The sequence below is a fragment of the Sinorhizobium meliloti genome (genome assembly GCF_017876815.1).
Taxonomy (GTDB): Bacteria; Pseudomonadota; Alphaproteobacteria; order Rhizobiales; family Rhizobiaceae; genus Sinorhizobium; species Sinorhizobium meliloti.
Genome location: NZ_JAGIOS010000001.1, coordinates 2,121,966 through 2,143,857, shown reverse-complemented (window position 1 = coordinate 2,143,857; position 21,892 = coordinate 2,121,966). Strand labels below are relative to the sequence as shown.

The following is a 21,892-nucleotide window of genomic DNA, read 5'->3' as shown; positions in this document are numbered from 1 at the left end:
GTTTCGCGGCGTGACGCGGTTTTTCGACCGCGCGCCTGAAACCCCAGGCGACAAATAAGGAAAGGACCATTTGCATGGTCAGTCTCGGCGGCTTTGCCCGCAAGTTGTTTGGTTCCGCCAACGATCGCCGCGTCCGCGGCTACAAGGGACGGGTGGACGCCATCAATGCTCTCGAAGCCGAAATGAAGGCGCTGAGCGACGAGGCCTTGGCGGCGAAGACGGCGGAATTTCGCCGTGAGCTCGCCGATGGCAAGACCCTGGACGATATTCTCGTGCCGGCCTTTGCGGTCGTTCGCGAGGCTGCGCTCCGCGTCCTCGGGCTGCGCCCTTTCGACGTCCAGCTGATCGGCGGCATGATCCTGCACGAGCGCGCCATCGCGGAAATGAAGACCGGTGAAGGCAAGACGCTCGTCGCAACCCTTCCCGTCTATCTCAATGCGCTCGCCGGCAAGGGCGTGCATGTCGTCACCGTCAACGACTATCTCGCCCAGCGCGACGCCGGCATGATGGGCCGCATCTACGGCTTCCTGGGCATGACCACCGGCGTCATCGTCCACGGTCTTTCCGACGAGCAACGCCGCGACGCCTATGCCTGCGACGTTACCTATGCGACGAACAACGAGCTCGGCTTCGACTATCTCCGCGACAACATGAAGTACGAGCGCGGGCAGATGGTCCAGCGCGGCCACTTCTTCGCCATCGTCGACGAAGTCGACTCGATCCTGGTGGACGAGGCGCGCACGCCGCTCATCATCTCCGGCCCGCTCGACGACCGCTCCGATCTCTACAACACCATCAACGAATTCATTCCGCTCCTGTCGCCGGAAGACTATGAAATCGACGAGAAGCAGCGCTCGGCCAACTTCTCGGAAGAAGGCACCGAGAAGCTCGAAAACATGCTGCGCGAGGCCGGCCTGTTGAAGGGCGAATCGCTCTACGACATCGAGAACGTGGCGATCGTTCACCACGTCAACAACGCCTTGAAGGCCCACAAACTCTTCACCCGCGACAAGGACTATATCGTACGCAACGGCGAGATCGTCATCATCGACGAGTTTACCGGACGCATGATGCCCGGCCGCCGCTATTCCGAAGGCCAGCACCAGGCGCTCGAAGCCAAGGAAAAGGTGCAGATCCAGCCCGAGAACCAGACGCTCGCCTCGATCACCTTCCAGAACTATTTCCGCATGTACGACAAACTTGCGGGCATGACCGGTACGGCAGCGACGGAAGCGGAGGAATTCGGCAACATCTACGGCCTCGAAGTTCTCGAGGTGCCGACCAACCTGCCGATCAAGCGCATCGACGAGGACGACGAGGTCTATCGCACCGTCGGCGAAAAATTCAAGGCGATCATCGACGAGATCAAATCCGCCCATGAGCGCGGCCAGCCGATGCTCGTCGGCACCACCTCCATCGAGAAGTCAGAACTTCTCGCCGATATGCTGAAGAAGAGCGGCTTCTCCAAGTTCCAGGTGCTGAACGCCCGCTATCACGAACAGGAAGCCTATATCGTCGCGCAGGCCGGCGTCCCCGGCGCGGTCACGATCGCCACCAACATGGCCGGCCGCGGCACCGACATCCAGCTCGGCGGCAACCCCGACATGCGCATCCAGCAGGAGCTGGCCGATGTCGAGCCCGGGCCGGAGCGCGAGGCGCGCGAAAAGGCGATCCGCGAAGAGGTCCAGAAACTCAAGGAAAAGGCGCTTGCCGCCGGCGGGCTCTACGTCCTGGCCACCGAACGGCACGAAAGCCGCCGCATCGACAACCAGCTGCGTGGCCGCTCGGGCCGCCAGGGCGACCCGGGCCGCTCGAAGTTCTACCTGTCGCTTCAGGACGATCTGATGCGCATCTTCGGCTCCGACCGCATGGACGGAATGCTGCAGAAGCTCGGCCTGAAGGAAGGCGAGGCGATCGTCCATCCCTGGATCAACAAGGCGCTCGAACGCGCCCAGAAGAAGGTGGAGGCGCGCAACTTCGACATCCGCAAGAATCTCCTGAAGTACGACGATGTGCTCAACGACCAGCGCAAGGTCATCTTCGAGCAGCGCATCGAACTGATGGACGCGGAGAGCGTCACCGATACGGTGACCGACATGCGCAACGAAGTGATCGAGGAAATCGTCGCCAAGCGCATCCCGGAGCGGGCCTATGCCGAAAAATGGGATGCCGAGGGGCTGAAGGCCGACGTCCAGCAGTATTTCAATCTCGACCTGCCAATCGCCGAATGGGTCGCCGAAGAAGGCATCGCCGAGGACGATATCCGCGAGCGCATCACTGCCGCGGTGGACAAGGCGGCTGCCGAGCGCGCGGAGCGTTTCGGCCCCGAAATCATGCAATATGTCGAGCGCTCGGTCGTTCTCCAGACGCTCGACCATCTCTGGCGCGAGCATATCGTCAACCTCGACCACCTGCGGTCGGTCATCGGCTTCCGCGGCTACGCCCAGCGCGATCCGCTGCAGGAATACAAGTCCGAGGCTTTCGAGCTCTTCCAGGCCCTCCTCGGCAATCTGCGCCAGGCGGTCACGGCGCAGCTGATGCGGGTCGAACTGGTCCGCGAGGCGCCGGAGGAACCGCAGCCGCTGCCGCCGATGCAGGCGCATCATATCGATCCCCTGACAGGCGAGGACGACTTCGCGCAGGCCGGCGAGACGCTGCTGGCGGTCGCCCCTGCGAACCGCGATCCGGCCGACCCTTCCACCTGGGGTAAGGTCGCACGCAACGAAGCCTGCCCCTGCGGCTCGGGCAAGAAATACAAGCATTGCCACGGCATTTACGAAGCCTGACCGCACGGCGCTGCGCGTCCCGTCGGGCGCGCGGACGATTGTCGGCCTGCCACTGACATGGCAGGCAACTTCGCCTCAAGATGTGCATGGAGCCGTAGCATGGGAGCTCAAAAGTCGTCGGACAAGTAAGCCGCAACAACGCTTTTCCTTGTTGTTGCGGCGTCTGTCGAGCCGACCCCCCGTGCCGCAGGCAGACCGCCGCCGAATGTTCCTCATTTGAGCGGATGTCTTTCCATGCCTACAAAAAACCATGTCTGGCGCTATTCGCTGCCGGCAGCGCTGCTGCTGATGGCGCCCTTCGATATCCTCGCCTCTCTGGCCATGGATATTTATCTCCCGATCGTTCCTGCGATGCCCGGTATTCTCGGCACCAGCCCCGCCGTGGTTCAGCTCACGCTGAGCCTCTATATGGTGATGCTCGGCCTCGGCCAGATCGTCTTCGGGCCCGTCTCCGACCGCATCGGGCGACGGCCAGTCCTGATCGGCGGAGCGATGCTGTTCGCCGCCGCATCGTTCTGCCTCGCGGCTTCCTCCAGCGCCATCCCTTTCGTCGCCTTCCGCTTCCTCCAGGCGGTTGGCGCATCTGCGGCTCTGGTGGCCACCTTTGCAACGATCCGGGATGTATATGCCGACCGCCCGGAAAGCGTGGTCATCTACAGCCTGTTCAGTTCCATTCTGGCATTCGTTCCCGCTCTGGGGCCGATAACCGGTGCCATGCTGGCGGAGAGGTTCGGATGGCGCTCGATCTTCGTTACGCTGGGTGCATTAGCCATAATCGCGCTGCTGCAGGCACTGCCTCGCTGGCATGAATCCCGCCCTTCGGCGGCAGCGCTGTCGCGGCACGCATTCGGCCCCCTTTTCCGCAGCCTCGCCTTCTGGACCTATACCCTCGGCTTCAGCGCCGCCATGGGCACGTTCTTCGTGTTCTTTTCCACCTCGCCGCGCGTGCTGATCGACAAGGCAGGATATTCGGAGCTGCAGTTCAGCCTCGCCTTTGCAACTGTAGCAATCGTGATGATCATCACGGCGCGCTTTGCCGAGCGGTTCGTCTCCCGATGGGGAACTTCGGGCAGCCTCCTGCGGGGCATGTGCATGTTGCTTCTCGGGGCAGCGCTCCTGATTGCCGGGGAAACGTTCGGCGTCCCTTCGTCCTGGACCTTCGTCATGCCGATGTGGGTGATGGCGGTCGGCATCGTCTTCACCGTATCGGTGACCGCAAACGGCGCTCTCGAGGATTTTGGAGACATGGCGGGTTCGGCGGTCGCAGTCTATTTCTGCGTCCAAAGCCTCATCGTCGGGACGGCGGGGACACTGCTCGTGATCGGACTGCCCGGCGACAGCGCGTGGCCGCTTGTCGTCTATGCCTCGATTATGGCCGGCGTTGTGCTGATCGCGCGCCGGCAGTTGCATTCCAGAAGGCATGTGCAGGCATGATTGAAGAGGAAGTCGGGCAAGAGCCCGGCTTCCCCGCTCTCAAGCGAGGGTGCTGAACCCTTTGTTAACGCTGATCTGACAGAAGTGAAGCCCAGTATTGCGTAATGTCAGGGTGTCCTCGTGTTCATGGCGGTATGTCAATCGGCCGGACGAATGCTGCCGTCGGCGCTGAGATATCGCCTGCCTCGTCTCCTGCACGGCCTCGCGCCGCTTCTTGCGGGGGACGATCCCAGGAACCGTGCACAGCGCGTGGCGCTCATCGCCTTTCTGATCCGCATCGTCAGCGCAGCCATCGCCTTCGTCTCGCAAATCGTCCTTGCGCGCCTGGTCGGCGAGTTCGAATACGGCATCTTCATTTTCGTCTGGGTGCTGGTCGTCCTCTTCGGAAACCTGTCCTGCCTCGGCTTCCATGCGACCGTGATCCGCTTTCTGCCGGAATACCATACGACCGCCGCGCTTGCGAATATCCGCGGCCTGACCACGACGGCGCGCGTCTTTGCGATGCTTTCCGCGACCGTGCTCGCCGCCGTCGGCGGAGCCGGCCTCTGGCTCTTCGGCTCCGCCATCGAAAGCTACTATGTGATTCCCCTCTATCTCGGCCTGTTCACCTTGCCGATGATCGCGCTCGGCGATGTACTGGACGGCACCGCGCGGGCGCATAGCTGGCCCATCGTCGCGATGAGCCCGACCTATCTCGTGCGGCCGCTGCTGATCCTCGGTTTCATGGTCATCGCGATCGCCGCCGGGCTTCCGCGCGACGCGACGACAGCCATGGGCGCTGCGCTGGCGGCGGCCTATGTCACCACGCTCGGACAATTCGTGACGATGGCATGGCGGCTCGGCCGCCATTACGTGCGCGGACCGATGAAGATCGAGCTCGGGCGGTGGCTCAGCGTCTCCCTTCCCATTTTTCTGGTCGACGGTTTCGGGTTCCTGCTCACCAATTCCGACGTCGTCATCGTGGGCCTCTATCTGAAACCCGACGATGTGGCGGTTTATTTTGCGGCGGCCAAGACCATGGCACTCGTCCATTTCGTCATGTTCGCCGTCAAGGCAGCGGCAGGTCCGCGCTTCTCCGCGGCAATGGCCGCAGGCGACCGCCGGCAGCTGGCGGAAATCGCTGTCGAAAGCGCGCGCTGGTCCTTCTGGCCGTCCCTGGTGATCGGCGGCTGCGTGCTCGCAGCCGGCAACATGCTGCTTTCGCTGTTTGGCCCGGCCTTCACCACCGGCGCCCCCTTGATGGCGATCCTGCTGACGGGAATTCTCGCCAAGGCATTTGTCGGGCCGGCCGAAACGCTGCTCACGATGGCGGGGCGGCAAAAGCTCTGCGTCCTGCTCTATGCGGCTGCGCTCGGAGCCAACATCGCCTTGAACGTGACACTCATCCCGGTCTTCGGCCTGACGGGCGCAGCTGCCGCCACTGCGGGCGCGATGTTCGTGGAGGCAGCCATCCTGCATTTCGCCGTCAGGCGCACTTTCGGCTTTCCCCTGCGGGCCGTTGCCGGCGCGGGGCGCATGAACAACAAGAACGAGGCGATTTGAGCCATGATCGGCAATGTCCTTCCCGCAGACGTGAACGGCAGCGCCAACCGCCTGCTTGGCGGCCTCGCGCAATCCGGACCCGATACGTTGCAGTCCGAACGGACATTGATGGTCGGAAGGCCCGGACGGCACCTCGCGGTCTATCCGGCGAGAGCCGGATACGACCTGCAGCGGGAGCTCGACTTTCTCTCCAATCGCGCCATCGAGCAGAACGTCTTCTTTACCGGGCGCTTTCTCGCGCCCGCCATGCCGCGCCTCGAGGATCGGGTGATCCGGCTTGCGGTCATCCGCGACCAAAGCGAGCAGAGAAGCCGCCTCCGCTTTCTCATGCCGTTCTCGATAGAAAAGCCGGGTTTTTCGATCGGCGCGACCATTATTCGCGCCTGGTCCAATCCCTTCGGGCCGCTGGGCACGCCTCTCCTCGATGCGGAGGACGCGGCCGAAACGATCAGCAATCTTTATGAAGCGCTGGCCGCACCTTCCGCCGGCCTGCCGCCGGTGCTCGTGCTTCCGGATATCAGGTTGAACGGCAAATTTGCGCAGCTTGCCCGTGCCGTTGCGATCGGCGAAAACCTGCCGCTGACGGTGACGGATACATTCAGCCGGCCGATGCTCGAAAGCCTGCTGGACGGCCCCACCTATTTGCGCGAGGCCGTGAGCTCCCAGCACCTGAGGGAGCTGAAGCGGCAGTGGAACAATCTCGCGAAGCAGGGGGCGCTGGTTTACAATGTCGCGCGCCAACCCGATGAGATCCGCCTGCGCATGGAGGAGTTCCTGGTCCTCGAAGCGTCCGGCTGGAAAGGCCGCGAACGCAGCGCCATGATCATGGACCGGTTCCGCGCCGCTTTCGCGAGGGAAGCGGTAAACAATCTCGCCGAGGCTGACAGCGTGCGCATTCACACGCTCGACCTGGACGGCAAGGCGATCGCGACCGTCATCGTTCTGCTGATGGCCGGCGAAGCCTTTGCCTGGAAGACCGCCTATGACGAGCGCTACGCAAAATACTCCCCGGGCAAGCTGCTTGTCGCGGAGCTCACGGAGTGGCATCTCGACGATGCCAATATCATCCGCTCCGACTCCTGCGCGGTGCCCGATCATCCGGTGATGAGCCGCCTGTGGCAGGAGCGGGAGGAAATGGGCACGCTCGTGATCGGGCTGGCACAGAACCGCGACCGCGACGTGCGCCAGGTCGCCGCGCAGCTCCATCTTTATCGCAATACCCGAAACATGGCCCGGCTGCTGCGTGAAAAGATCCGGGCGCTGGCAGGCCGCTGATCTTGCAGCCGGCCGTCAGCCGCCGGACGCGGCGCGCGCCTCTGCCGCCGCCTTCTCCCGCAGAAGCCGGCGGATCACCTTGCCCGAGGTGGTCAAAGGCAGGCTGTCGACGAAAGCGATCTCGCGCGGATATTCATGCATCGACAGCCTGTTCTTCACCCAGTCGCGGATCCCTGCCGCGGTCTCGTCGCCGGCAGCGACGCCGGGTTTCAGCACGACATAGGCCTTGACGATCTCGGTCCGGAGCGGGTCCGGTTTGCCGACGGCCGCGGCGAGCTGGACGTCCGGGTGCCCGGCGAGACAATCCTCGATCTCGCTCGGACCGATGCGATAGCCTGACGACGTGATGACGTCGTCGTCACGGCCGAAAAAGGTGAAATAGCCCTCTTCGTCCATGACGCCCTGGTCGCCGGTGGTCATCCAGTCGCCGATAAACTTGGCCTCGGTCGCCTCTTCGTTGCGCCAATAGCCGAGGAACATCACCGGATCGGGACGCCTGATCGCCACCTGCCCGACCGTGCCGGGCGGCAGCACCCGCCCCTCGCCGTCGATGATCGCGACCTGATGACCCGGTGCCGCCTTGCCCATCGAGCCGGCCTTCGCCACGCCGAGACCGGTCGCAGAGGAGATGACGATATTGCATTCCGTCTGGCCGTAGAATTCGCTCACCTCGACGCCGAGCGCCGCCCTGGCCCATTCGAAGGTCTCCCGCCCGAGCGCCTCTCCCGCCGAACCGACGGTGCGGAGCTTGAGCGCGCAGCGATCGCGCGGCCGCTCGACGGATTTGAGGAGCCTGAGCGCCGTCGGCGGGATGAAGGCGTTGCGCACCTCCATCTCTTCGATGATCCGGAACGCCGTATGGGCATCGAATTTCTGCGCAGGCGAGGAAACCACGGGCACACCGAAGAAAAGCGACGGCAGCAGAGCGTTCAGGAGACCGCCTGCCCAGGCCCAGTCGGCGGGCGTCCACATGCGGTCGCCCGGCTGTGGCAGGAAATGATGATGGAACTGAAATCCCGGCAGATGGCCGAGCAGCACGCGGTGCCCGTGCAAGGCCCCCTTCGGCGGTCCGGTCGTTCCCGAGGTGTAGATCATCAGCGCCGGATCGTCCGGCTTCGTCTCCGCGGGGTCGAAGCGGCCCTGCCCTGCCGCGATATCGCGGAAACGAACCGTGCCGGGCTTCTCGTCCTCCTCGGCCAGGACGACCATACGAAGTTCCGGCAGCTCGCCGCGGATCGCCGCAAGCCGCTCATAGCCGAAGCGATTGGTGACGACTGCTGCCGCGCCCGCATCCTTCAGCCGATAGGCAAGCGCCTCGACGCCGAAGAGCAGTGCCAGCGGCAGCGCGATGGCGCCGAGTTTATAGATCGCCGCATGGGCGATCGCCGCCTCGAAACCCTGCGGCAGCAGGATGGCGACGCGTTCGCCGGGGCTCACGTCATGCGCGGCAAGCCCGCCGGCAAAGGCGGACGAACGCGCGGCGAAGTCGCCATAGGTCAGCGCAAGATGCGCGCCGTCCGGGCTGAAATGCTGAAGACAGATGCGCTCCGGATCACGCGCGGCCCAGGCGTCGCTCACGGCCACGCCGATATTGAACCTCTCAGGGATCCGCCAGCGGAATTCGCGATAGAGTTCGTCGTAGTCTTCGATCTTCGGGAGCATGGGCCTGCTGCACTGAGATTGCTGCAACGCAGCTAACATTTGCGGGCGGGCGAATTCAATGGGGCAGCCGACGGGGAAGCGGAGCAGACGCAGGCCTCATCACGATTCCACTGCGCTTCAGAAGCGTCCCGCACGAAAATTCGCCGGGGCGGATACACATTGTGTATCTGGATATGCTATCATGCGCCGTGGAAGGAGTCCTTCATGGCCACGAAATCGTCGACTGACACCCACGCGAAGCCCGTCAACCTGCGAATCCGAGAGGATATACGCAAGGTGATCGATCGCGCCGCGAGCATTCGCGGCAAGACCCGCTCCGATTTTATGATCGACGCAGCCTACCGCGCGGCCGAAGACACGCTGCTCGATCAGACGCTGGTGCGGGTCGATGAGCACAGCTATCGGCACTACCTAGACATTCTTGACCAGCCGCCAAGTGGCGACGGCTTCGAACGCCTGATGAATGCGCCGAAACCCTGGCAGTCCTGATGCTGTCGGCGCCGACGCCTCTTGGTGAAGCCCACGACTTCGATCTCTTCCAGAGCGGCAACGACACGCTCGATGACTGGCTGCGCCGCCGTGCGCACGCTAATCAGGCCAGTGGCGCGTCGCGCACCTATGTTATCGCTGAAGAATGGCGCGTGGTCGGCTATTACTGCCTTGCATCCGGTGCCCTCGATCTGGCCGACGCGCCGAGCTCTGTCCGGCGCAACATGCCGGATCCCATCCCGATGGCGGTGCTCGGTCGCCTTGCTATCGACCGCGACTGGCAGGGCAAAGGGTTGGGCGCGGCGCTATTGCAAGATGCCGTCCTGCGGTCCTCGCAGGCGGCCGACATCATGGGAATACGGGGCTTGCTCGTGCATGCCATCTCGGGCGAGGCGAAAGCCTTTTACGAACATTACGGCTTCCAGTGCTCACCCAACCATCCCATGACGCTGGTGTTGTCGCTCAAGGGCAAGCGCCGTTAGAGCACTTCCACGAAGTCTGTGCCGTTCTCCGTACAGACGCGCAAAGGTCGCGGTAGCAGGATGGTGCCCCATGCCGGAGTCGAACCAGCACTCCTTTCGGAACTCGATTTTGAGTCGAGCGCGTCTACCAATTCCGCCAATGGGGCTAGAGGCTTGCGTGATATCAGCGCTTGGGATTTACACGATCGTTTTCGCGCCGGTCAACCACGAAGTTTGCGATTTTCGTCGATCGCATGATTTTGGTCCGATGCGGCACGAACGGCATCGGTCGCCCCTGGGAACCGCAAGCGTACAAACCCGCTTCCGTTCTTCTCCGCCCCGCTCCGACCGATCACAAAAGCGTGCAAGCGGTTGAACGCACGAGGCGATTTACAGAGGGAGCAATCCTGCTTAAGAAGCCGGAATTCGATTTAACGGGCGCCCGGGCGACATGTTCGCCGCTCTGCGCGCGGCGAGAGGTGTGCATGATCGAGGCTTCGTTTGCTCAGCGCCGGCAGTTTCTTTGCGCCGTGCTCGTCACGATCGGCATGGTGGCGACCGTCGGTGGGGCGCTCGGCTTCGAGCACATCGGTGGCTACATACCCTGCGCGCTCTGCCTGCTCCAGCGCGATCCCTATTATTACGGCATACCGCTCGGGGTTCTCGCCATCCTCGCCAGTGTCCTGAAGCTGCCCGCCTGGACCACGCGCACGCTGCTGCTCGCCGTCGGCATGCTGATGCTGGTCGGCGCCGGCCTCGGCGTCTATCATGCCGGCGCGGAGTGGCATTTCTGGGAAGGACCCTCGACCTGCGCCACCACGGCCCAGGGCATCTCTCCCGACGTCGGCGACCTGCTCGGCGATCTCGACGCCAAACACGCGCCTTCCTGCAGCGACGCGGCAATGCGCGTGCTCGGGCTTTCTTTCGCAGGCTGGAACGTTATCGCGAGCCTCGTTCTTGCAGCGATCGCTTTGCGTGGTGCCTTGAAGGCGTAAGCCCGCAGCGCCGGCAGCGGCACCGACGCCCTTACGGCTGCAGCTCGACATCCCAGTAGAGATAGTCCATCCAGCTGTCGTGCAGATGGTTCGGCGGAAAAAGCCGGCCGTTATTGTGCAGATCCTGGACCGTCGGATGATAGGGCTTCTGATGCGGGAACATGCCTGCCTGCTTCGGCAGCTTGCTGCCCTTGCGCAGATTGCACGGAGAACAGGCGGCGACGACGTTTTCCCAGGTGGTCTGGCCGCCATGGGCACGCGGGACCACGTGGTCGAAGGTCAGGTCGTCCGGTGAGCCGCAGTACTGGCACTCGAATTTATCCCGCAGGAAAACGTTGAACCGGGTAAAGGCCGGGTGGCGTGACGGCTGGACATAGCTCTTGAGGCAGACGACGCTCGGCAGCCGCATCGAGAAACTCGGCGACGAGACGGAGTGTTCGTATTCGGCGAGGATTGTCACACGGTCGAGAAAGACCGCCTTGATCGCGTCCTGCCAGGACCAGAGCGACAAGGGATAATAACTCAGCGGCCTATAGTCGGCGTTCAACACGAGCGCCGGCAGGGCCTGAGGTGAGACTGCAATCGTCAAGCGTATTCTCCTGAGCGATTCGGCATCTGCCTCTTCTATATTAGGCGCGTTGCGACAGGATTGTGAAGCCACAAAGAAAAGGGAGTAAAGGATCCGCTTTTTTCTTCAGGGCGTCACGGGAAGCGCATCGCGGCGCATTTCCTGCGCATAATAGGCCCAAAATAGCCGCGCGGCGACACTGCGCCATGGCGACCAGCCGCCCGCGAGCGAATCGACCTCGCTTGCCGTCGGTCGCAGTTCGAGCCCGAGCGCATGGCCGATGGCATTCTGCAGGGCGACATCGCCGGCCGGGAACACATCCGGATGGCCGGCGCAGAAGAGCAGATAGACTTCGGCGGTCCAGCGGCCGATACCCTTGATCGCCGTCAGTTCGTGAATTGCCTTAACCGCTTCCTCGTTGCAGATGGCGTCGAGATCGATCTCGCCCGCGGTCGCGGCAGCGGCGACCCTTCTCAGCGTATCGGCCTTGGCCCGGGACAAACCGAAGCGTCGGCAATCGTCGTCGTCGAGCGCAAGCACCGCGTCTGCGGTGATCTCGCCGAGCGAGGCCTCCATCCGGTTCCAGATCGCCGCCGCGCTCGCCTTCGAAACCATCTGGGAGACGATTATGTTGGCGAGGCCGCGATAACCGGGGTCGGTGCGCCTCAAGGGTACCGGCCCCGCCTTATCGATGACGTGTTCGAGCCGGGCATCGAGCATCACCAGACCGGCAAGACCGGCCTCTATATCCTCGTGTGTCCGGATAATCCGCATGCATCCTCCCACTGAAAGTGTCCTTAAATCGCCGCCGATTGAAGGACACTTGCAGCAAAACCAAAGTGCTGCAGCGTCCCTTGCGTCTGACACGCACACGGCCCTGTAGAAAGCGGGTGATCTTTACAACGCTTCCATGGCAAAGGAAAAGAATGCCGATTTCACGACCAGAACAACCGGTTTTTCGTTTCGCGCCGAGTCCGAACGGTCTCCTGCATCTCGGCCACGCCCTGTCGGCGATCCTCAATCACGACATGGCGGCAGCCATGGGCGGCCGTTTCCTGTTGAGGATCGAGGATATCGACCGGACGCGCTGCCGGCCGGAATTCGAGGCCGCGATCTTCGAGGACCTCGCCTGGCTCGGCCTCGATTGGGAAGAGCCGGTGCGGCGCCAATCCGAACATCTCGGCGTCTATGCCGCTGCGCTCGAGCGCTTGAAAGCGATGGGTCTCGTCTATCCCGCCGTGATGACGCGCGGTGAAATACGGGCGGCGGTGGCCGCGGCGGAGGCAAAGGGGCAAGCGTGGCCGCGCGACCCGGACGGAACACCGCTCTATCCCGGCCGCGAGCGCGGCTTCACGCCGGACGAGCAGGCTGCTCTCCTGGCGAGCGGCCGACCCTATGCCTGGCGTCTCGACATGGGAGAGGCCGTGCGGTGCGCGGGCGAGCCACTCACGTGGCGGGAAACGGGGTTGAGCCAATCGGGCGAAGCCACGTCGATCGTCGCCGATCCGGCCGCCTGGGGCGATGTCATCCTGTCGCGTTCGGATGCGCCGTCGAGCTATCATCTCTCGGTCGTGGTCGACGATGCCCTGCAGGGCATCACCCACGTCGTGCGCGGCCGCGACCTCTACCACGCGACATCGGTGCATCGCCTGCTGCAGCGGCTCCTCGATCTGCCGCAGCCGGTCTATCACCATCATCGGCTCGTGCTCGGACCGGACGGCCGGAAACTGTCGAAGAGCGACAGCGACACGGGCATTGCCGCCTTCCGAGCCGCCGGGCACAGGCCTGCGGATGTCAGGGCGATGGTTCTTGGCGAGCGATGAGGAGAGGAATCCGCGTTCTTACTCTCCTCGGCCTCCCTGAAAACTGCGCCTGACCATGAGCTTCACCTTGTATTTCAGGATGGCGGCGTTGATTTCCGCACCGATGATGAAGATCGCGCCAAGCATGTAGAGGAAGACCAGGACGATCATGATGGAAGCGAGCCCGGCATAGGTCGTGACGTAGTTGGAAAAATTCGCGATATAGGAGGCGAAGGCGTAGGCGCCCACGGACCACAGCACGAGCGTGAGGAAGATGCCGGGCAGCACGTCTACGACATTGCGGTGGCCGGCCGGCAACCACAGATGGGCGACGAGCAAGCCTGCCGTCAGCATGGTCAGCGTCAGCGGCAAGCCCCAATCGTCCACCGCCGCCATCAGCGCATCCAGCCAGGGGAACCACTGATCCGCATTGCGGACCGCCAGAGGCACCGCGACCAGAAGAATGCTGAGGGCGGCCAGGATGAGCACGGCGCCGAGCACGAAGCCGAGGCTCGCGAGCCGCGTCACATACCAGTAGCGGCTTTCGGCAACCCTGTAGGCGCGATTGAGCGCGATCCTCAATGCTTCGACACCGTTCGAGGCGAAATAGGCTGCAGCAAGAACGGAGATCGTAAGCAGGCTGCCGCGCGGGATGGTCAATACGCGCACGACTTCGTCGGCGACCGGCTTGGCGATCGATTCCGGCCAGGTGTCGAAGATCAGATGGACTGCCGTCTGCGCGAACTGATCGGCGCCCAGGAAACTGGCGAGCGCGGTGCCGAAGATCAGAAAGGGAAAGACGGCCATCAGGGAAGAAAGCGCTACGTGACTGGCCATCGCCCAGCCATCGTCCTCGCTGAAATGCCAGAGCGCATCGAACACGACCTTCCAGATGATGCGAACGAATGCCGGCATTCCGTCTCCCACTCTTTCACCAATCCCGCTCCTGATGAGGACCAGCCGGCGCGGCACCTGCGACCGGCCTTGACGTCACGTTCGGGTCCCAGCCATCGCCTTTGCAATTCAATTGTATCCCAACGATGAATATGGGAAATGGGGCTTGGATTTCTACAGGAATCGCGTGGATGCCGGATCGCCCCACCATCATCGTCACCGGTTGCTCCTCTGGAATCGGGGCCTATTGCGCCCGGGCGCTGCAGCGGGACGGCTGGCGGGTCTTCGCGACCGTGCGCCGGCCGGAGGATCAGGCACCGCTGGAGGCCGAAGGCATCGAGACCTTCATCATGGACTATACCCGGCCGGAGACGATTGCCGCGCTGGTGGAAGCCGTGATGGCGCTGAGCGGCGGACGGATCGATGCGCTTTTCAACAATGGCGCCTACGGCCAGGCCGGCGCGGTGGAGGACCTGCCGACGGAGGCCCTGCGGCTCCAGCTCGAAACCAACGTCATCGGCTGGCACGACCTGACGCGGCGCGTCATCCCGGCGATGCGCGCCCGCGGGCATGGCCGCATCGTCCAGTGCTCCTCCATTCTCGGCCTCGTGCCCTATCGCTGGCGCGGCGCCTACAATGCCTCGAAGTTCGCGCTCGAGGCGCTCTCGCTCACATTGAGGATGGAGCTCGCCGGCAGCGGCATCGGCGTGAGCCTGATCGAGCCCGGTCCGATCGCCTCGAAATTCACGACCAATGCGATCGCCTATATCGAGCGATTCATCGATCTCGAGAATTCCGTCCATCGTGCGGAATACGAGCGGCAGATGCGGCGCCTGCGCGGCGAGAGCAAACCAGCACCCGGCAAGCTCGGCCCCGACGCCGTTTACGCTGCACTGAAACACGCTTTGACGGCACGCCGTCCGAGGCCGCATTATATAGTGACAAGGCCGGCCAGGCAGGGAGCGCTTCTCAAAAAGCTCCTGCCGGCGGCACTGTTCTATCGCATCATCGGTCGCCTCGGCTGACCGAACCACAAGGATTTACGCCATGAACAGCTTCCTTACCGGTCTGACCCTGCTCGTCATGGGCCTGGTAGCGATCGTGCTGATCCGCGGCCTGCTCAACATGGCCAAGGGCGGCAGCGGCAACACCTCCAACAAACTCATGCAGGCCCGCGTGCTGTTCCAGGCCGTCGCCATCGTGCTGATCATGCTGACGCTCTGGGTGACCGGCGGCGGCCGCCCGAGCTGAGGTAAAGCGACAGCATCATGGTAAAATTGAACAAGATCTACACCCGGACCGGCGACAACGGCACGACCGGCCTCGTCTCCGGCCCGCGGCGTCTGAAAAGTGATCTCAGGGTCGAGGCCTACGGCGCGATAGACGAGGCGAATGCCTTTGTGGGCCTCGCCCGCCAGCACACGGATGCGATCCCGGATCTGGACGCGATGCTCATGCGCGTCCAGAACGATCTCTTCGATCTTGGCGCCGATCTCGCCACGCCGGACACGGGCGAGAAGCCCGAATACGAGCCGCTTCGCATCGTCGCTGCCCAGGTCGAGCGCCTCGAACGGGAGATCGACCGGCTGAATGCCGACCTCGAACCGCTGCGCTCCTTCGTCCTGCCGGCCGGCAGCGCCGCTTCGGCCGCCCTCCATGTGGCCCGTACCGTGGCGCGGCGCGCCGAAAGGCAAATGGTCGCACTCGCATCGATGGAAGGCGAGGCCGTCAGCACGGAGGCGATTGCCTATGTCAACCGCCTTTCGGATTTCCTGTTCGTCGCGGCCCGCTGGGCAAATGACAAGGGGCGCGCCGACGTCCTTTGGGTCCCCGGCAACAACAGATAACGTATTTTTGTTTCGGCGCGTGTCGTCTCGGGGATCACATGTTCATACCGCTGCATGACAGGAACGAGCTGAAGCACATAAGGATGCAGTATGTGACGATCACGCTGATCGTCATCGATTTCGTTGCCTGGCTCGCTATCGGGCCCGTCGCAACCGAGGATTTCGCCAATGCTGCGATCCTCGGGCTAGGCTATATCCCCGCGATCATCTTCGATTATGCCGACCTCGATCCCTCGCTGGTGATCGTTCCGGACGAATTCACCTTCGTCACCTACTCCTTTCTGCATGGCGATTTCATGCATCTCGCCATGAACATGCTTTTCCTCTGGGTCTTCGGCGACAATGTCGAGGACGCGCTCGGGCATTTCCGTTTTCTCGTGTTCTATCTTCTGTGCGCGGCCGCCGGAGCGCTGGCCCATGGGCTCCTCGAGCCGGCCTCGGAGGCGCCGCTGATCGGCGCCTCCGGCGCCATATCCGGCGTCGTCGCCGCCTATTTCCTCCTGCACCCGAAGGTGCGGGTCTGGGTGCTCGTGCTTTTCCGCATCCCCCTGCCGCTCCCCGCCGCCATTCCGCTCGCCTTCTGGATCGGCCAGCAGTTTTTCATGTTCCTGGCCGATCCCGGCGGCGGCGTTTCCTGGAGCGCGCATGTCGGCGGGATCGTAGCGGGCCTTGTGCTCGTGGTCCTTTTGCGACGCCCCGGTGTGCCGCTGTTCGATCGCACAATCGTCACTCCACGCGCCGTCGAGCACCGGGAGAGAACGCCTGAAGAGACATCGCCTGTGGCCGCCGGAGCTTCCAAGCCCGCTCCGCATTGGGGCCGACCGACTTGAACTCGAGGCAAGGTCGAGAAATTAACGTCAAGTTTTCAATGGATTGCACGCGCTTCGTTGGCGGCGATGCCCGAGAGAAGCCGGCCTTGCGGCTGTGCTTGCCAGCGGATTTTTTTACCTGTACGTAAACGTAAGTACGAATAAGCGCGGTCATATCGAATTGGCGTTGGTTCATCGCGATTTAGCGTCAAGAACGGCTTGTCTATGGAGCAAAAACGCGTATCGATGTCGCCAACCGACAATCAGGCCGCCTTGTTAAGGCGCATTTTCCTGCGAACGTTCTTGGAGGGAAAGAATCCATGAAAATACTTGTGACGGTGAAACGGGTGGTCGACTACAACGTCAAGATCCGGGTCAAAGCGGATGGATCGGGCGTCGAGCTTGCCAATGTGAAGATGTCGATGAACCCGTTCGACGAGATCTCGGTCGAAGAGGCGCTGCGGCTGAAGGAAGCCGGCAAGGCGAGTGAAGTGGTGGTCGTGTCGATCGGCCCGGCCAAGGCGGAAGAGACGCTCAGGACCGCGCTCGCCATGGGCGCCGACCGGGCGATCCTGGTCGAGACGGAAGACCAGGTCGAGCCGCTCGCCGTCGCCAAGATCGTCAAGGGCGTGGCCGAGGCCGAACAGCCGGGGCTGATCATCGTCGGCAAGCAGGCGATCGACGACGATTCCAACCAGACCGGCCAGATGCTGTCGGCATTGCTCGGCTGGGCCCAGGGCACCTTTGCCTCCAAGGTCGAGATCGGCGACGGCAAGGTCAACGTCACCCGCGAGGTCGACGGCGGCCTGCAGACGGTCGAACTGAAGCTGCCGGCGGTGGTCACCACCGATCTCAGGCTCAACGAACCGCGCTATGCCTCGCTGCCGAACATCATGAAGGCGAAGAAGAAGCCGCTCGACAAGAAGACCCCGGCCGACTTCGGCGTCGACACCAGCCCGCGGCTGAAAGTCTTGAAGACGGAAGAGCCGTCCGGCCGCAAGGCCGGCGTCAAGGTGAAGACGGTCGCCGAGCTCGTCGAGAAGCTCAAGACCGAAGCCGGCGTGCTTTAAGTTCATGCGTCCGGAAAGTGGATACCGGTTTCCGGACAAACGCATGAACCACTTCAGACTCATGAGCTCCGATCCGGAACGGATCGTTGAGCTCAATCGAAAGGGAGAATTCTACCATGGCCATTCTGCTTCTGGCTGACCACGACAACAGCCACCTTTCCGACCAGACGGCGAAGGCACTAACGGCGGCAGCGAAGATCGGCGGCGACGTGCATGTGCTGGTTGCCGGTCAGAACGTCAAAGGCATCGCCGAACAAGCCTCCAAGCTCTCGGGCGTTGCCAAGGTGCTGGTCGCCGAGGACGCCTCGCTCGCCAACAATCTCGCCGAGCCGCTGGCGGCCCTGATCGTTTCGCTCGCCGGCAATTACGACACCGTCGTTGCCGCCGCCACCTCGGTCGGCAAGAACGTCATGCCGCGGGTCGCAGCCCTTCTCGACGTCGCACAGGTTTCGGAGATCATCGAGGTCGTCTCGGCTGACACGTACCGGCGGCCGATCTATGCCGGCAACGCCATCCAGACGGTGCAGACGAGCGAGCCGCAGAAGGTGATCACCGTGCGCACCGCCTCCTTTGCCGCCGCTCAAGAAGGCGGCTCGGCACCGGTCGAGACGGTTGCCGCCGCGGCGAATCCGGGCCTTTCCGCCCATGTTTCCGATGCCCTGTCGTCGTCCGACCGGCCGGAACTGACCTCGGCGAAGATCATCATCTCCGGCGGCCGGGCGCTCGGCTCCTCGGAGAAGTTCAAGGAAGTCATCCTGCCGGTTGCCGACAAGCTCGGCGCCGCCGTCGGCGCCTCCCGCGCCGCCGTCGATGCCGGCTATGCGCCGAACGACTGGCAGGTCGGCCAGACCGGCAAGGTGGTCGCCCCCGACCTCTACATCGCCTGCGGCATTTCCGGTGCGATCCAGCACCTCGCCGGCATGAAGGATTCGAAGGTGATCGTCGCCATCAACAAGGACGAGGAAGCGCCGATCTTCCAGGTCGCCGACTACGGCCTCGTCGCCGATCTCTTCGAAGTCCTGCCGGAACTCGAAAAGGCGCTTTGACGCACCGGCTACCGGCACGAAAAAGCTGGAAAAAGTGCCGGCATGGCATTAACAATCATACCGGGCCGGCCCTGCCGGTCCGGTATTTTTGCATCTGCGGCAGCGTCATTGCCGCAACCTGTTGAACATGGGTGTTCGCTTCAATGATCAAGACGGTGGGAATTATCGGCGCAGGACAGATGGGCTGCGGCATTGCCCATGTTTCGGCAGCCGCCGGATATAAGGTTCAGCTCTACGATATCGCTGCGGACCGCATCGAGGCGGGACTTGCCACCATCAACGGCAATCTGGCCCGGCAGGTCTCCTCCGGCAAGATGAGCGACGAGGACCGCAAGCGGGCGCTTTCCCTGATCAAGGGCTCAGGCGACATCAACGACCTCGCGCAGGCCGATCTCGTCATCGAGGCGGTCACCGAAGACGAAACCGTCAAGCGCAAGATCTACGGGCAGGTCTGCCCGGTCATGAGGCCGGATGCTATCCTGGCGACCAACACATCGTCCCTGTCCATCACCCGGCTCGCCTCCGCGACCGATCGTCCCGAACGGTTCATGGGCATCCACTTCATGAACCCGGTCCCGGTGATGAAGCTGGTGGAGCTCGTACGCGGTATCGCCACGGAGGAAGAGACCTTCAAGGCGGCAAAGGAATTCGTCGCGCATCTCGACAAGACCGTCACCGTCGCCGAAGATTTTCCGGCCTTCATCGTCAACCGCATCCTGCTGCCGATGATCAACGAGGCGATCTACACGCTCTATGAAGGCGTCGGCACCGTCGATGCCATCGACACGGCCATGAAGCTCGGCGCCAATCATCCGATGGGCCCGTTGCAGCTCGCCGACTTCATCGGTCTCGACACCTGCCTGTCGATCATGCAGGTGCTGCATGACGGCCTGGCGGATTCAAAGTATCGCCCCTGTCCGCTGCTGGTAAAATATGTCGAGGCCGGTTGGCTCGGCCGCAAGTCCGGCCGCGGCTTCTACGACTACCGGGGCGAGGTGCCCGTACCGACGCGCTGACCTTTCAGGCAACGCGGAAGGCTCCTGCGGCGATCCCTCAACTCCCCGCAGGCGGAGCCAACGCCGCCTCGATCAGGTTCTTCGCATCATCGCTGTCCCATACGGCCGGTCCGTTCATCGACCCCAGAAGGCAGCCCTTTTCGTCGAGGAGCAAGGTAGCGGGAAGGCCGAAGGCGAGCCCCTCCTTCTTGAGCGTGTTGAAAACCCCCATCGAGGCATCGCGGTAGTAGCCGAGTGCATGAACGCCGACCTCGTCGAGGAACGCCTTCGGCTTGTCGTCGGCACCGGTGTCGATGTTGATTGCGACCACCTCGAAACGGTCGCCCCCGAGCGTCTGTTGCAGGGCGTTGAGCGCCGGCATCTCCTCCCGGCAAGGCACGCACCAGGTGGCCCAGAGGTTGACCAGAACGGTCTTGCCGGCAAAGGCGGCAAGCGTCAGCGGCTTGCCGTCGGGACCTGCGAAATCGAGGCCGCCGATCGGGCGCGCCTTGTCCGCCGGCGTCATCGCCGCCACCTGGCCGCGCATCACCGGGGTGAGCGAAGCCACCTTTTGCCCGGCAAGCGGGCAGCTGGCGTCCGCCGTCGGCGTGACGCCGCCATTGCCAGACCCCGTCTCCTTCACGTATACCGCAGCCGCACCGGCGATCACGCCCAGAAGGGCGGCGAGCGCGAACAATTTAAGGGCCGGAGGGCGTTTCTTCTGGTCTGGCATTTCATTCTCCAAGGCGGGCATCCTGATGGCTGACGGCAGTTCCGAGACGAAATCCTCCAACCAGATGTGGGGCGGTCGCTTCGCCTCGGGCCCGGACGCGATCATGGAGGAGATAAATGCCTCGATCGGCTTCGACAAGAAGCTCTATGCCCAGGACATCCGCGGCTCAATAGCGCATGCGACGATGCTGGCGCATCAAGGCATCATTTCCGCCGAAGACAAAGACAAGATCGTTCACGGCCTCGACACGATCCTGTCAGAGATCGACAGCGGCGCATTCGAATTCTCGCGCCGGCTGGAAGACATCCACATGAACATCGAGGCGCGGCTGGCGGCCCTCATCGGCCCGGCCGCCGGGCGCCTCCATACGGCGCGCTCGCGCAACGACCAGGTCGCGCTCGATTTCCGCCTGTGGGTCAAAGAGGAGCTGCAGAAGACCGAGAAGGCGCTGACCGGGCTCATCGCTGCCTTTCTCGACCGCGCCGAGGAGCATGCCGAAACGGTAATGCCCGGCTTCACCCATTTGCAAACGGCGCAGCCGGTCACCTTCGGGCATCACTGCATGGCCTATGTGGAAATGTTCGGCCGCGACCGCGCGCGCGTTCGCCACGCGATCGAGCACATGGACGAAAGCCCGATCGGCGCAGCCGCGCTTGCCGGCACCGGCTTCCCCATCGACCGGCACATGACCGCCAAGGCACTCGGCTTCCGCGAGCCGACGCGCAATTCCATCGATACCGTCTCCGACCGCGATTTCGCGCTTGAATTCCTGTCGATCGCCGCGATCGCGGCGACCCATCTGTCGCGGCTCGCGGAAGAAATCGTCATCTGGTCGACGCCGCAATTCGGCTTCATCCGCCTGTCGGACGCCTTTTCGACCGGTTCGTCGATCATGCCGCAGAAGAAGAACCCGGATGCGGCCGAGCTCGTGCGCGCCAAGACCGGCCGGGTCAACGGCTCGCTGGTTGCCCTTCTGACGGTGATGAAGGGTCTGCCCCTCGCCTATTCCAAGGACATGCAGGAAGACAAGGAACAAGTCTTCGATGCGGCCGAGAGCCTCGAACTCGCAATCGCGGCCATGACCGGCATGATCCGCGACGTGACGATACGCGCCGACCGGATGAAGGCCGCAGCAGGCTCCGGCTACTCGACAGCCACCGATCTCGCCGACTGGCTGGTGCGCGAGGCGGGCCTTCCGTTCCGCGACGCCCACCATGTGACCGGCCGCGTCGTCGCGCTTGCGGAACAGAAGGGATGCGATCTCGCCGACCTCCCGCTTGCCGAGCTGCAGGCGATCAATTCCGCGATAACGGACAAGGTCTACGGCGTCCTGACGGTCGAGGCCTCCGTGGCAAGCCGCACCAGTTTCGGCGGCACTGCGCCCTCCGAGGTCCGCAAGCAGATCGCCTGGTGGCGGGCGCGCAACTAGAGCGCTTCAGGAAAAGTGTGTAACGGTTTTCCGTGGGAAAATGCGTCGGCTCCAA

Annotated in this window: 22 protein-coding genes and 1 tRNA gene; 16 read left to right on the top strand and 7 right to left on the bottom strand. The window is 63.2% G+C overall.

Annotation, left to right across the window (positions count from 1 at the left end; genetic code table 11):
- Positions 1-74: 74 nt before the first annotated feature.
- The 4 genes from secA (at position 75) to JOH52_RS10080 (ending at position 7,037) form a co-directional block, all read left to right on the top strand.
- Complete coding sequence (secA, locus tag JOH52_RS10095; protein ID WP_003533499.1) at positions 75-2,786, top strand: preprotein translocase subunit SecA; 2,712 nt, start codon at positions 75-77, stop codon at positions 2,784-2,786.
- 234 nt (positions 2,787-3,020) lie between these two features.
- Positions 3,021-4,220, top strand: a complete 1,200-nt coding sequence (cml, locus tag JOH52_RS10090; protein ID WP_013844818.1) for a CmlA/FloR family chloramphenicol efflux MFS transporter — start codon at positions 3,021-3,023, stop codon at positions 4,218-4,220.
- 153 nt (positions 4,221-4,373) lie between these two features.
- A complete protein-coding gene (locus JOH52_RS10085; protein WP_003533497.1) occupies positions 4,374-5,762 on the top strand; it encodes a lipopolysaccharide biosynthesis protein in 1,389 nt (462 codons plus the stop codon).
- Between the two features lie 3 nt (positions 5,763-5,765).
- Complete coding sequence (locus JOH52_RS10080) at positions 5,766-7,037, top strand: GNAT family N-acetyltransferase (RefSeq protein WP_010970087.1); 1,272 nt, start codon at positions 5,766-5,768, stop codon at positions 7,035-7,037.
- A 15-nt stretch (positions 7,038-7,052) separates the two neighbouring features.
- Here JOH52_RS10080 and JOH52_RS10075 read toward each other — a convergent pair whose 3' ends face one another.
- Positions 7,053-8,699 carry an AMP-binding protein gene (locus tag JOH52_RS10075; protein WP_010970088.1) on the bottom strand — a complete coding sequence of 549 codons (1,647 nt, stop codon included), beginning with the start codon at positions 8,697-8,699 and terminating at the stop codon, positions 7,053-7,055.
- A 204-nt stretch (positions 8,700-8,903) separates the two neighbouring features.
- On the opposite strand from JOH52_RS10075, the gene JOH52_RS10070 reads away from it, so the two are divergent.
- The gene (locus JOH52_RS10070) at positions 8,904-9,188 is read left to right on the top strand and encodes a type II toxin-antitoxin system TacA family antitoxin (protein WP_003533490.1); all 285 of its coding nucleotides are present in this window, start codon (positions 8,904-8,906) and stop codon (positions 9,186-9,188) included.
- The gene (locus JOH52_RS10065) at positions 9,188-9,670 is read left to right on the top strand and encodes a GNAT family N-acetyltransferase (protein ID WP_003533488.1); all 483 of its coding nucleotides are present in this window, start codon (positions 9,188-9,190) and stop codon (positions 9,668-9,670) included. The genes JOH52_RS10070 and JOH52_RS10065 overlap by 1 nt, the downstream gene beginning before the upstream one ends.
- A 61-nt stretch (positions 9,671-9,731) precedes the next feature.
- Here the strand turns inward: JOH52_RS10065 and JOH52_RS10060 are convergent.
- Positions 9,732-9,816, bottom strand: a tRNA-Leu gene (locus JOH52_RS10060).
- 318 nt (positions 9,817-10,134) lie between these two features.
- Here JOH52_RS10060 and JOH52_RS10055 point away from each other — a divergent pair.
- Complete coding sequence (locus JOH52_RS10055; protein WP_013844819.1) at positions 10,135-10,644, top strand: disulfide bond formation protein B; 510 nt, start codon at positions 10,135-10,137, stop codon at positions 10,642-10,644.
- A 31-nt stretch (positions 10,645-10,675) separates the two neighbouring features.
- Here JOH52_RS10055 and JOH52_RS10050 read toward each other — a convergent pair whose 3' ends face one another.
- Positions 10,676-11,233: an HNH endonuclease gene (locus JOH52_RS10050; protein ID WP_003533486.1), complete on the bottom strand. Its 558-nt coding sequence runs from the start codon at positions 11,231-11,233 to the stop codon at positions 10,676-10,678.
- A gap of 105 nt (positions 11,234-11,338) precedes the next feature.
- Entirely contained in the window at positions 11,339-11,986 is a 648-nt protein-coding gene (locus tag JOH52_RS10045) for a DNA-3-methyladenine glycosylase family protein (protein WP_010970091.1), read from the bottom strand.
- A 152-nt stretch (positions 11,987-12,138) separates the two neighbouring features.
- Here JOH52_RS10045 and gluQRS point away from each other — a divergent pair, with 152 nt between their 5' ends.
- On the top strand, positions 12,139-13,035 hold the full coding sequence (gluQRS, locus tag JOH52_RS10040) for a tRNA glutamyl-Q(34) synthetase GluQRS (RefSeq protein WP_010970092.1): 897 nt from the start codon (positions 12,139-12,141) through the stop codon (positions 13,033-13,035).
- An 18-nt stretch (positions 13,036-13,053) separates the two neighbouring features.
- On the opposite strand, the gene JOH52_RS10035 is transcribed toward gluQRS, so the two are convergent.
- Entirely contained in the window at positions 13,054-13,929 is an 876-nt protein-coding gene (locus JOH52_RS10035) for a YihY/virulence factor BrkB family protein (RefSeq protein ID WP_010970093.1), read from the bottom strand.
- Between the two features lie 170 nt (positions 13,930-14,099).
- Between JOH52_RS10035 and JOH52_RS10030 the strand changes: the two genes are divergently transcribed.
- Genes JOH52_RS10030 through JOH52_RS10015 form a run of 4 tightly spaced genes read left to right on the top strand, consistent with a single transcriptional unit; the run spans position 14,100 to position 16,585 of the window.
- Positions 14,100-14,933 carry an SDR family oxidoreductase gene (locus JOH52_RS10030; RefSeq protein WP_003533481.1) on the top strand — a complete coding sequence of 278 codons (834 nt, stop codon included), beginning with the start codon at positions 14,100-14,102 and terminating at the stop codon, positions 14,931-14,933.
- A gap of 22 nt (positions 14,934-14,955) precedes the next feature.
- The gene (locus JOH52_RS10025) at positions 14,956-15,159 is read left to right on the top strand and encodes a twin transmembrane helix small protein (protein WP_003533478.1); all 204 of its coding nucleotides are present in this window, start codon (positions 14,956-14,958) and stop codon (positions 15,157-15,159) included.
- A 17-nt stretch (positions 15,160-15,176) separates the two neighbouring features.
- The gene (locus tag JOH52_RS10020; RefSeq protein WP_010970094.1) at positions 15,177-15,755 is read left to right on the top strand and encodes a cob(I)yrinic acid a,c-diamide adenosyltransferase; all 579 of its coding nucleotides are present in this window, start codon (positions 15,177-15,179) and stop codon (positions 15,753-15,755) included.
- A gap of 38 nt (positions 15,756-15,793) precedes the next feature.
- Positions 15,794-16,585, top strand: coding sequence for a rhomboid family intramembrane serine protease (locus tag JOH52_RS10015; protein ID WP_010970095.1), 792 nt, complete (start codon positions 15,794-15,796; stop codon positions 16,583-16,585).
- A gap of 35 nt (positions 16,586-16,620) precedes the next feature.
- Here the strand turns inward: JOH52_RS10015 and JOH52_RS10010 are convergent, their stop codons facing one another.
- Positions 16,621-16,827 carry a hypothetical protein gene (locus tag JOH52_RS10010; protein ID WP_127510538.1) on the bottom strand — a complete coding sequence of 69 codons (207 nt, stop codon included), beginning with the start codon at positions 16,825-16,827 and terminating at the stop codon, positions 16,621-16,623.
- Positions 16,828-16,884: 57 nt separating this feature from the next.
- On the opposite strand from JOH52_RS10010, the gene JOH52_RS10005 reads away from it, so the two are divergent.
- From JOH52_RS10005 to JOH52_RS09995, 3 genes are all read left to right on the top strand, one after another.
- A complete protein-coding gene (locus JOH52_RS10005; RefSeq protein WP_010970096.1) occupies positions 16,885-17,634 on the top strand; it encodes an electron transfer flavoprotein subunit beta/FixA family protein in 750 nt (249 codons plus the stop codon).
- 116 nt (positions 17,635-17,750) lie between these two features.
- Positions 17,751-18,680 carry an electron transfer flavoprotein subunit alpha/FixB family protein gene (locus tag JOH52_RS10000; RefSeq protein ID WP_010970097.1) on the top strand — a complete coding sequence of 310 codons (930 nt, stop codon included), beginning with the start codon at positions 17,751-17,753 and terminating at the stop codon, positions 18,678-18,680.
- A 143-nt stretch (positions 18,681-18,823) separates the two neighbouring features.
- Complete coding sequence (locus JOH52_RS09995) at positions 18,824-19,696, top strand: 3-hydroxybutyryl-CoA dehydrogenase (protein ID WP_010970098.1); 873 nt, start codon at positions 18,824-18,826, stop codon at positions 19,694-19,696.
- 37 nt (positions 19,697-19,733) lie between these two features.
- On the opposite strand, the gene tlpA is transcribed toward JOH52_RS09995, so the two are convergent.
- Entirely contained in the window at positions 19,734-20,408 is a 675-nt protein-coding gene (gene tlpA / locus JOH52_RS09990) for a thiol:disulfide interchange protein TlpA (RefSeq protein ID WP_010970099.1), read from the bottom strand.
- Between the two features lie 25 nt (positions 20,409-20,433).
- On the opposite strand from tlpA, the gene argH reads away from it, so the two are divergent.
- Positions 20,434-21,837: an argininosuccinate lyase gene (gene argH / locus JOH52_RS09985; protein WP_010970100.1), complete on the top strand. Its 1,404-nt coding sequence runs from the start codon at positions 20,434-20,436 to the stop codon at positions 21,835-21,837.
- The last annotated feature ends 55 nt before the right edge of the window (positions 21,838-21,892 follow it).

What these genes read in the sequence shown, in the direction of transcription:
- JOH52_RS10070 (WP_003533490.1), top strand. Translation starts at nt 8,904, where the DNA reads ATGGCCACGAAATCGTCGACTGACACCCACGCGAAGCCCGTCAACCTG.
- argH (WP_010970100.1), top strand. Translation starts at nt 20,434, where the DNA reads ATGGCTGACGGCAGTTCCGAGACGAAATCCTCCAACCAGATGTGGGGC.
- JOH52_RS10005 (WP_010970096.1), top strand. Translation starts at nt 16,885, where the DNA reads ATGAAAATACTTGTGACGGTGAAACGGGTGGTCGACTACAACGTCAAG.
- JOH52_RS10000 (WP_010970097.1), top strand. Translation starts at nt 17,751, where the DNA reads ATGGCCATTCTGCTTCTGGCTGACCACGACAACAGCCACCTTTCCGAC.
- cml (WP_013844818.1), top strand. Translation starts at nt 3,021, where the DNA reads ATGCCTACAAAAAACCATGTCTGGCGCTATTCGCTGCCGGCAGCGCTG.
- JOH52_RS10020 (WP_010970094.1), top strand. Translation starts at nt 15,177, where the DNA reads ATGGTAAAATTGAACAAGATCTACACCCGGACCGGCGACAACGGCACG.
- JOH52_RS10085 (WP_003533497.1), top strand. Translation starts at nt 4,374, where the DNA reads ATGCTGCCGTCGGCGCTGAGATATCGCCTGCCTCGTCTCCTGCACGGC.
- JOH52_RS10080 (WP_010970087.1), top strand. Translation starts at nt 5,766, where the DNA reads ATGATCGGCAATGTCCTTCCCGCAGACGTGAACGGCAGCGCCAACCGC.
- secA (WP_003533499.1), top strand. Translation starts at nt 75, where the DNA reads ATGGTCAGTCTCGGCGGCTTTGCCCGCAAGTTGTTTGGTTCCGCCAAC.
- JOH52_RS10075 (WP_010970088.1), bottom strand. Translation starts at nt 8,699, where the DNA reads ATGCTCCCGAAGATCGAAGACTACGACGAACTCTATCGCGAATTCCGC.
- JOH52_RS10025 (WP_003533478.1), top strand. Translation starts at nt 14,956, where the DNA reads ATGAACAGCTTCCTTACCGGTCTGACCCTGCTCGTCATGGGCCTGGTA.
- JOH52_RS10065 (WP_003533488.1), top strand. Translation starts at nt 9,188, where the DNA reads ATGCTGTCGGCGCCGACGCCTCTTGGTGAAGCCCACGACTTCGATCTC.
- JOH52_RS09995 (WP_010970098.1), top strand. Translation starts at nt 18,824, where the DNA reads ATGATCAAGACGGTGGGAATTATCGGCGCAGGACAGATGGGCTGCGGC.
- JOH52_RS10030 (WP_003533481.1), top strand. Translation starts at nt 14,100, where the DNA reads ATGCCGGATCGCCCCACCATCATCGTCACCGGTTGCTCCTCTGGAATC.
- JOH52_RS10055 (WP_013844819.1), top strand. Translation starts at nt 10,135, where the DNA reads ATGATCGAGGCTTCGTTTGCTCAGCGCCGGCAGTTTCTTTGCGCCGTG.
- JOH52_RS10045 (WP_010970091.1), bottom strand. Translation starts at nt 11,986, where the DNA reads ATGCGGATTATCCGGACACACGAGGATATAGAGGCCGGTCTTGCCGGT.
- gluQRS (WP_010970092.1), top strand. Translation starts at nt 12,139, where the DNA reads ATGCCGATTTCACGACCAGAACAACCGGTTTTTCGTTTCGCGCCGAGT.
- JOH52_RS10015 (WP_010970095.1), top strand. Translation starts at nt 15,794, where the DNA reads ATGTTCATACCGCTGCATGACAGGAACGAGCTGAAGCACATAAGGATG.
- tlpA (WP_010970099.1), bottom strand. Translation starts at nt 20,408, where the DNA reads ATGCCAGACCAGAAGAAACGCCCTCCGGCCCTTAAATTGTTCGCGCTC.
- JOH52_RS10035 (WP_010970093.1), bottom strand. Translation starts at nt 13,929, where the DNA reads ATGCCGGCATTCGTTCGCATCATCTGGAAGGTCGTGTTCGATGCGCTC.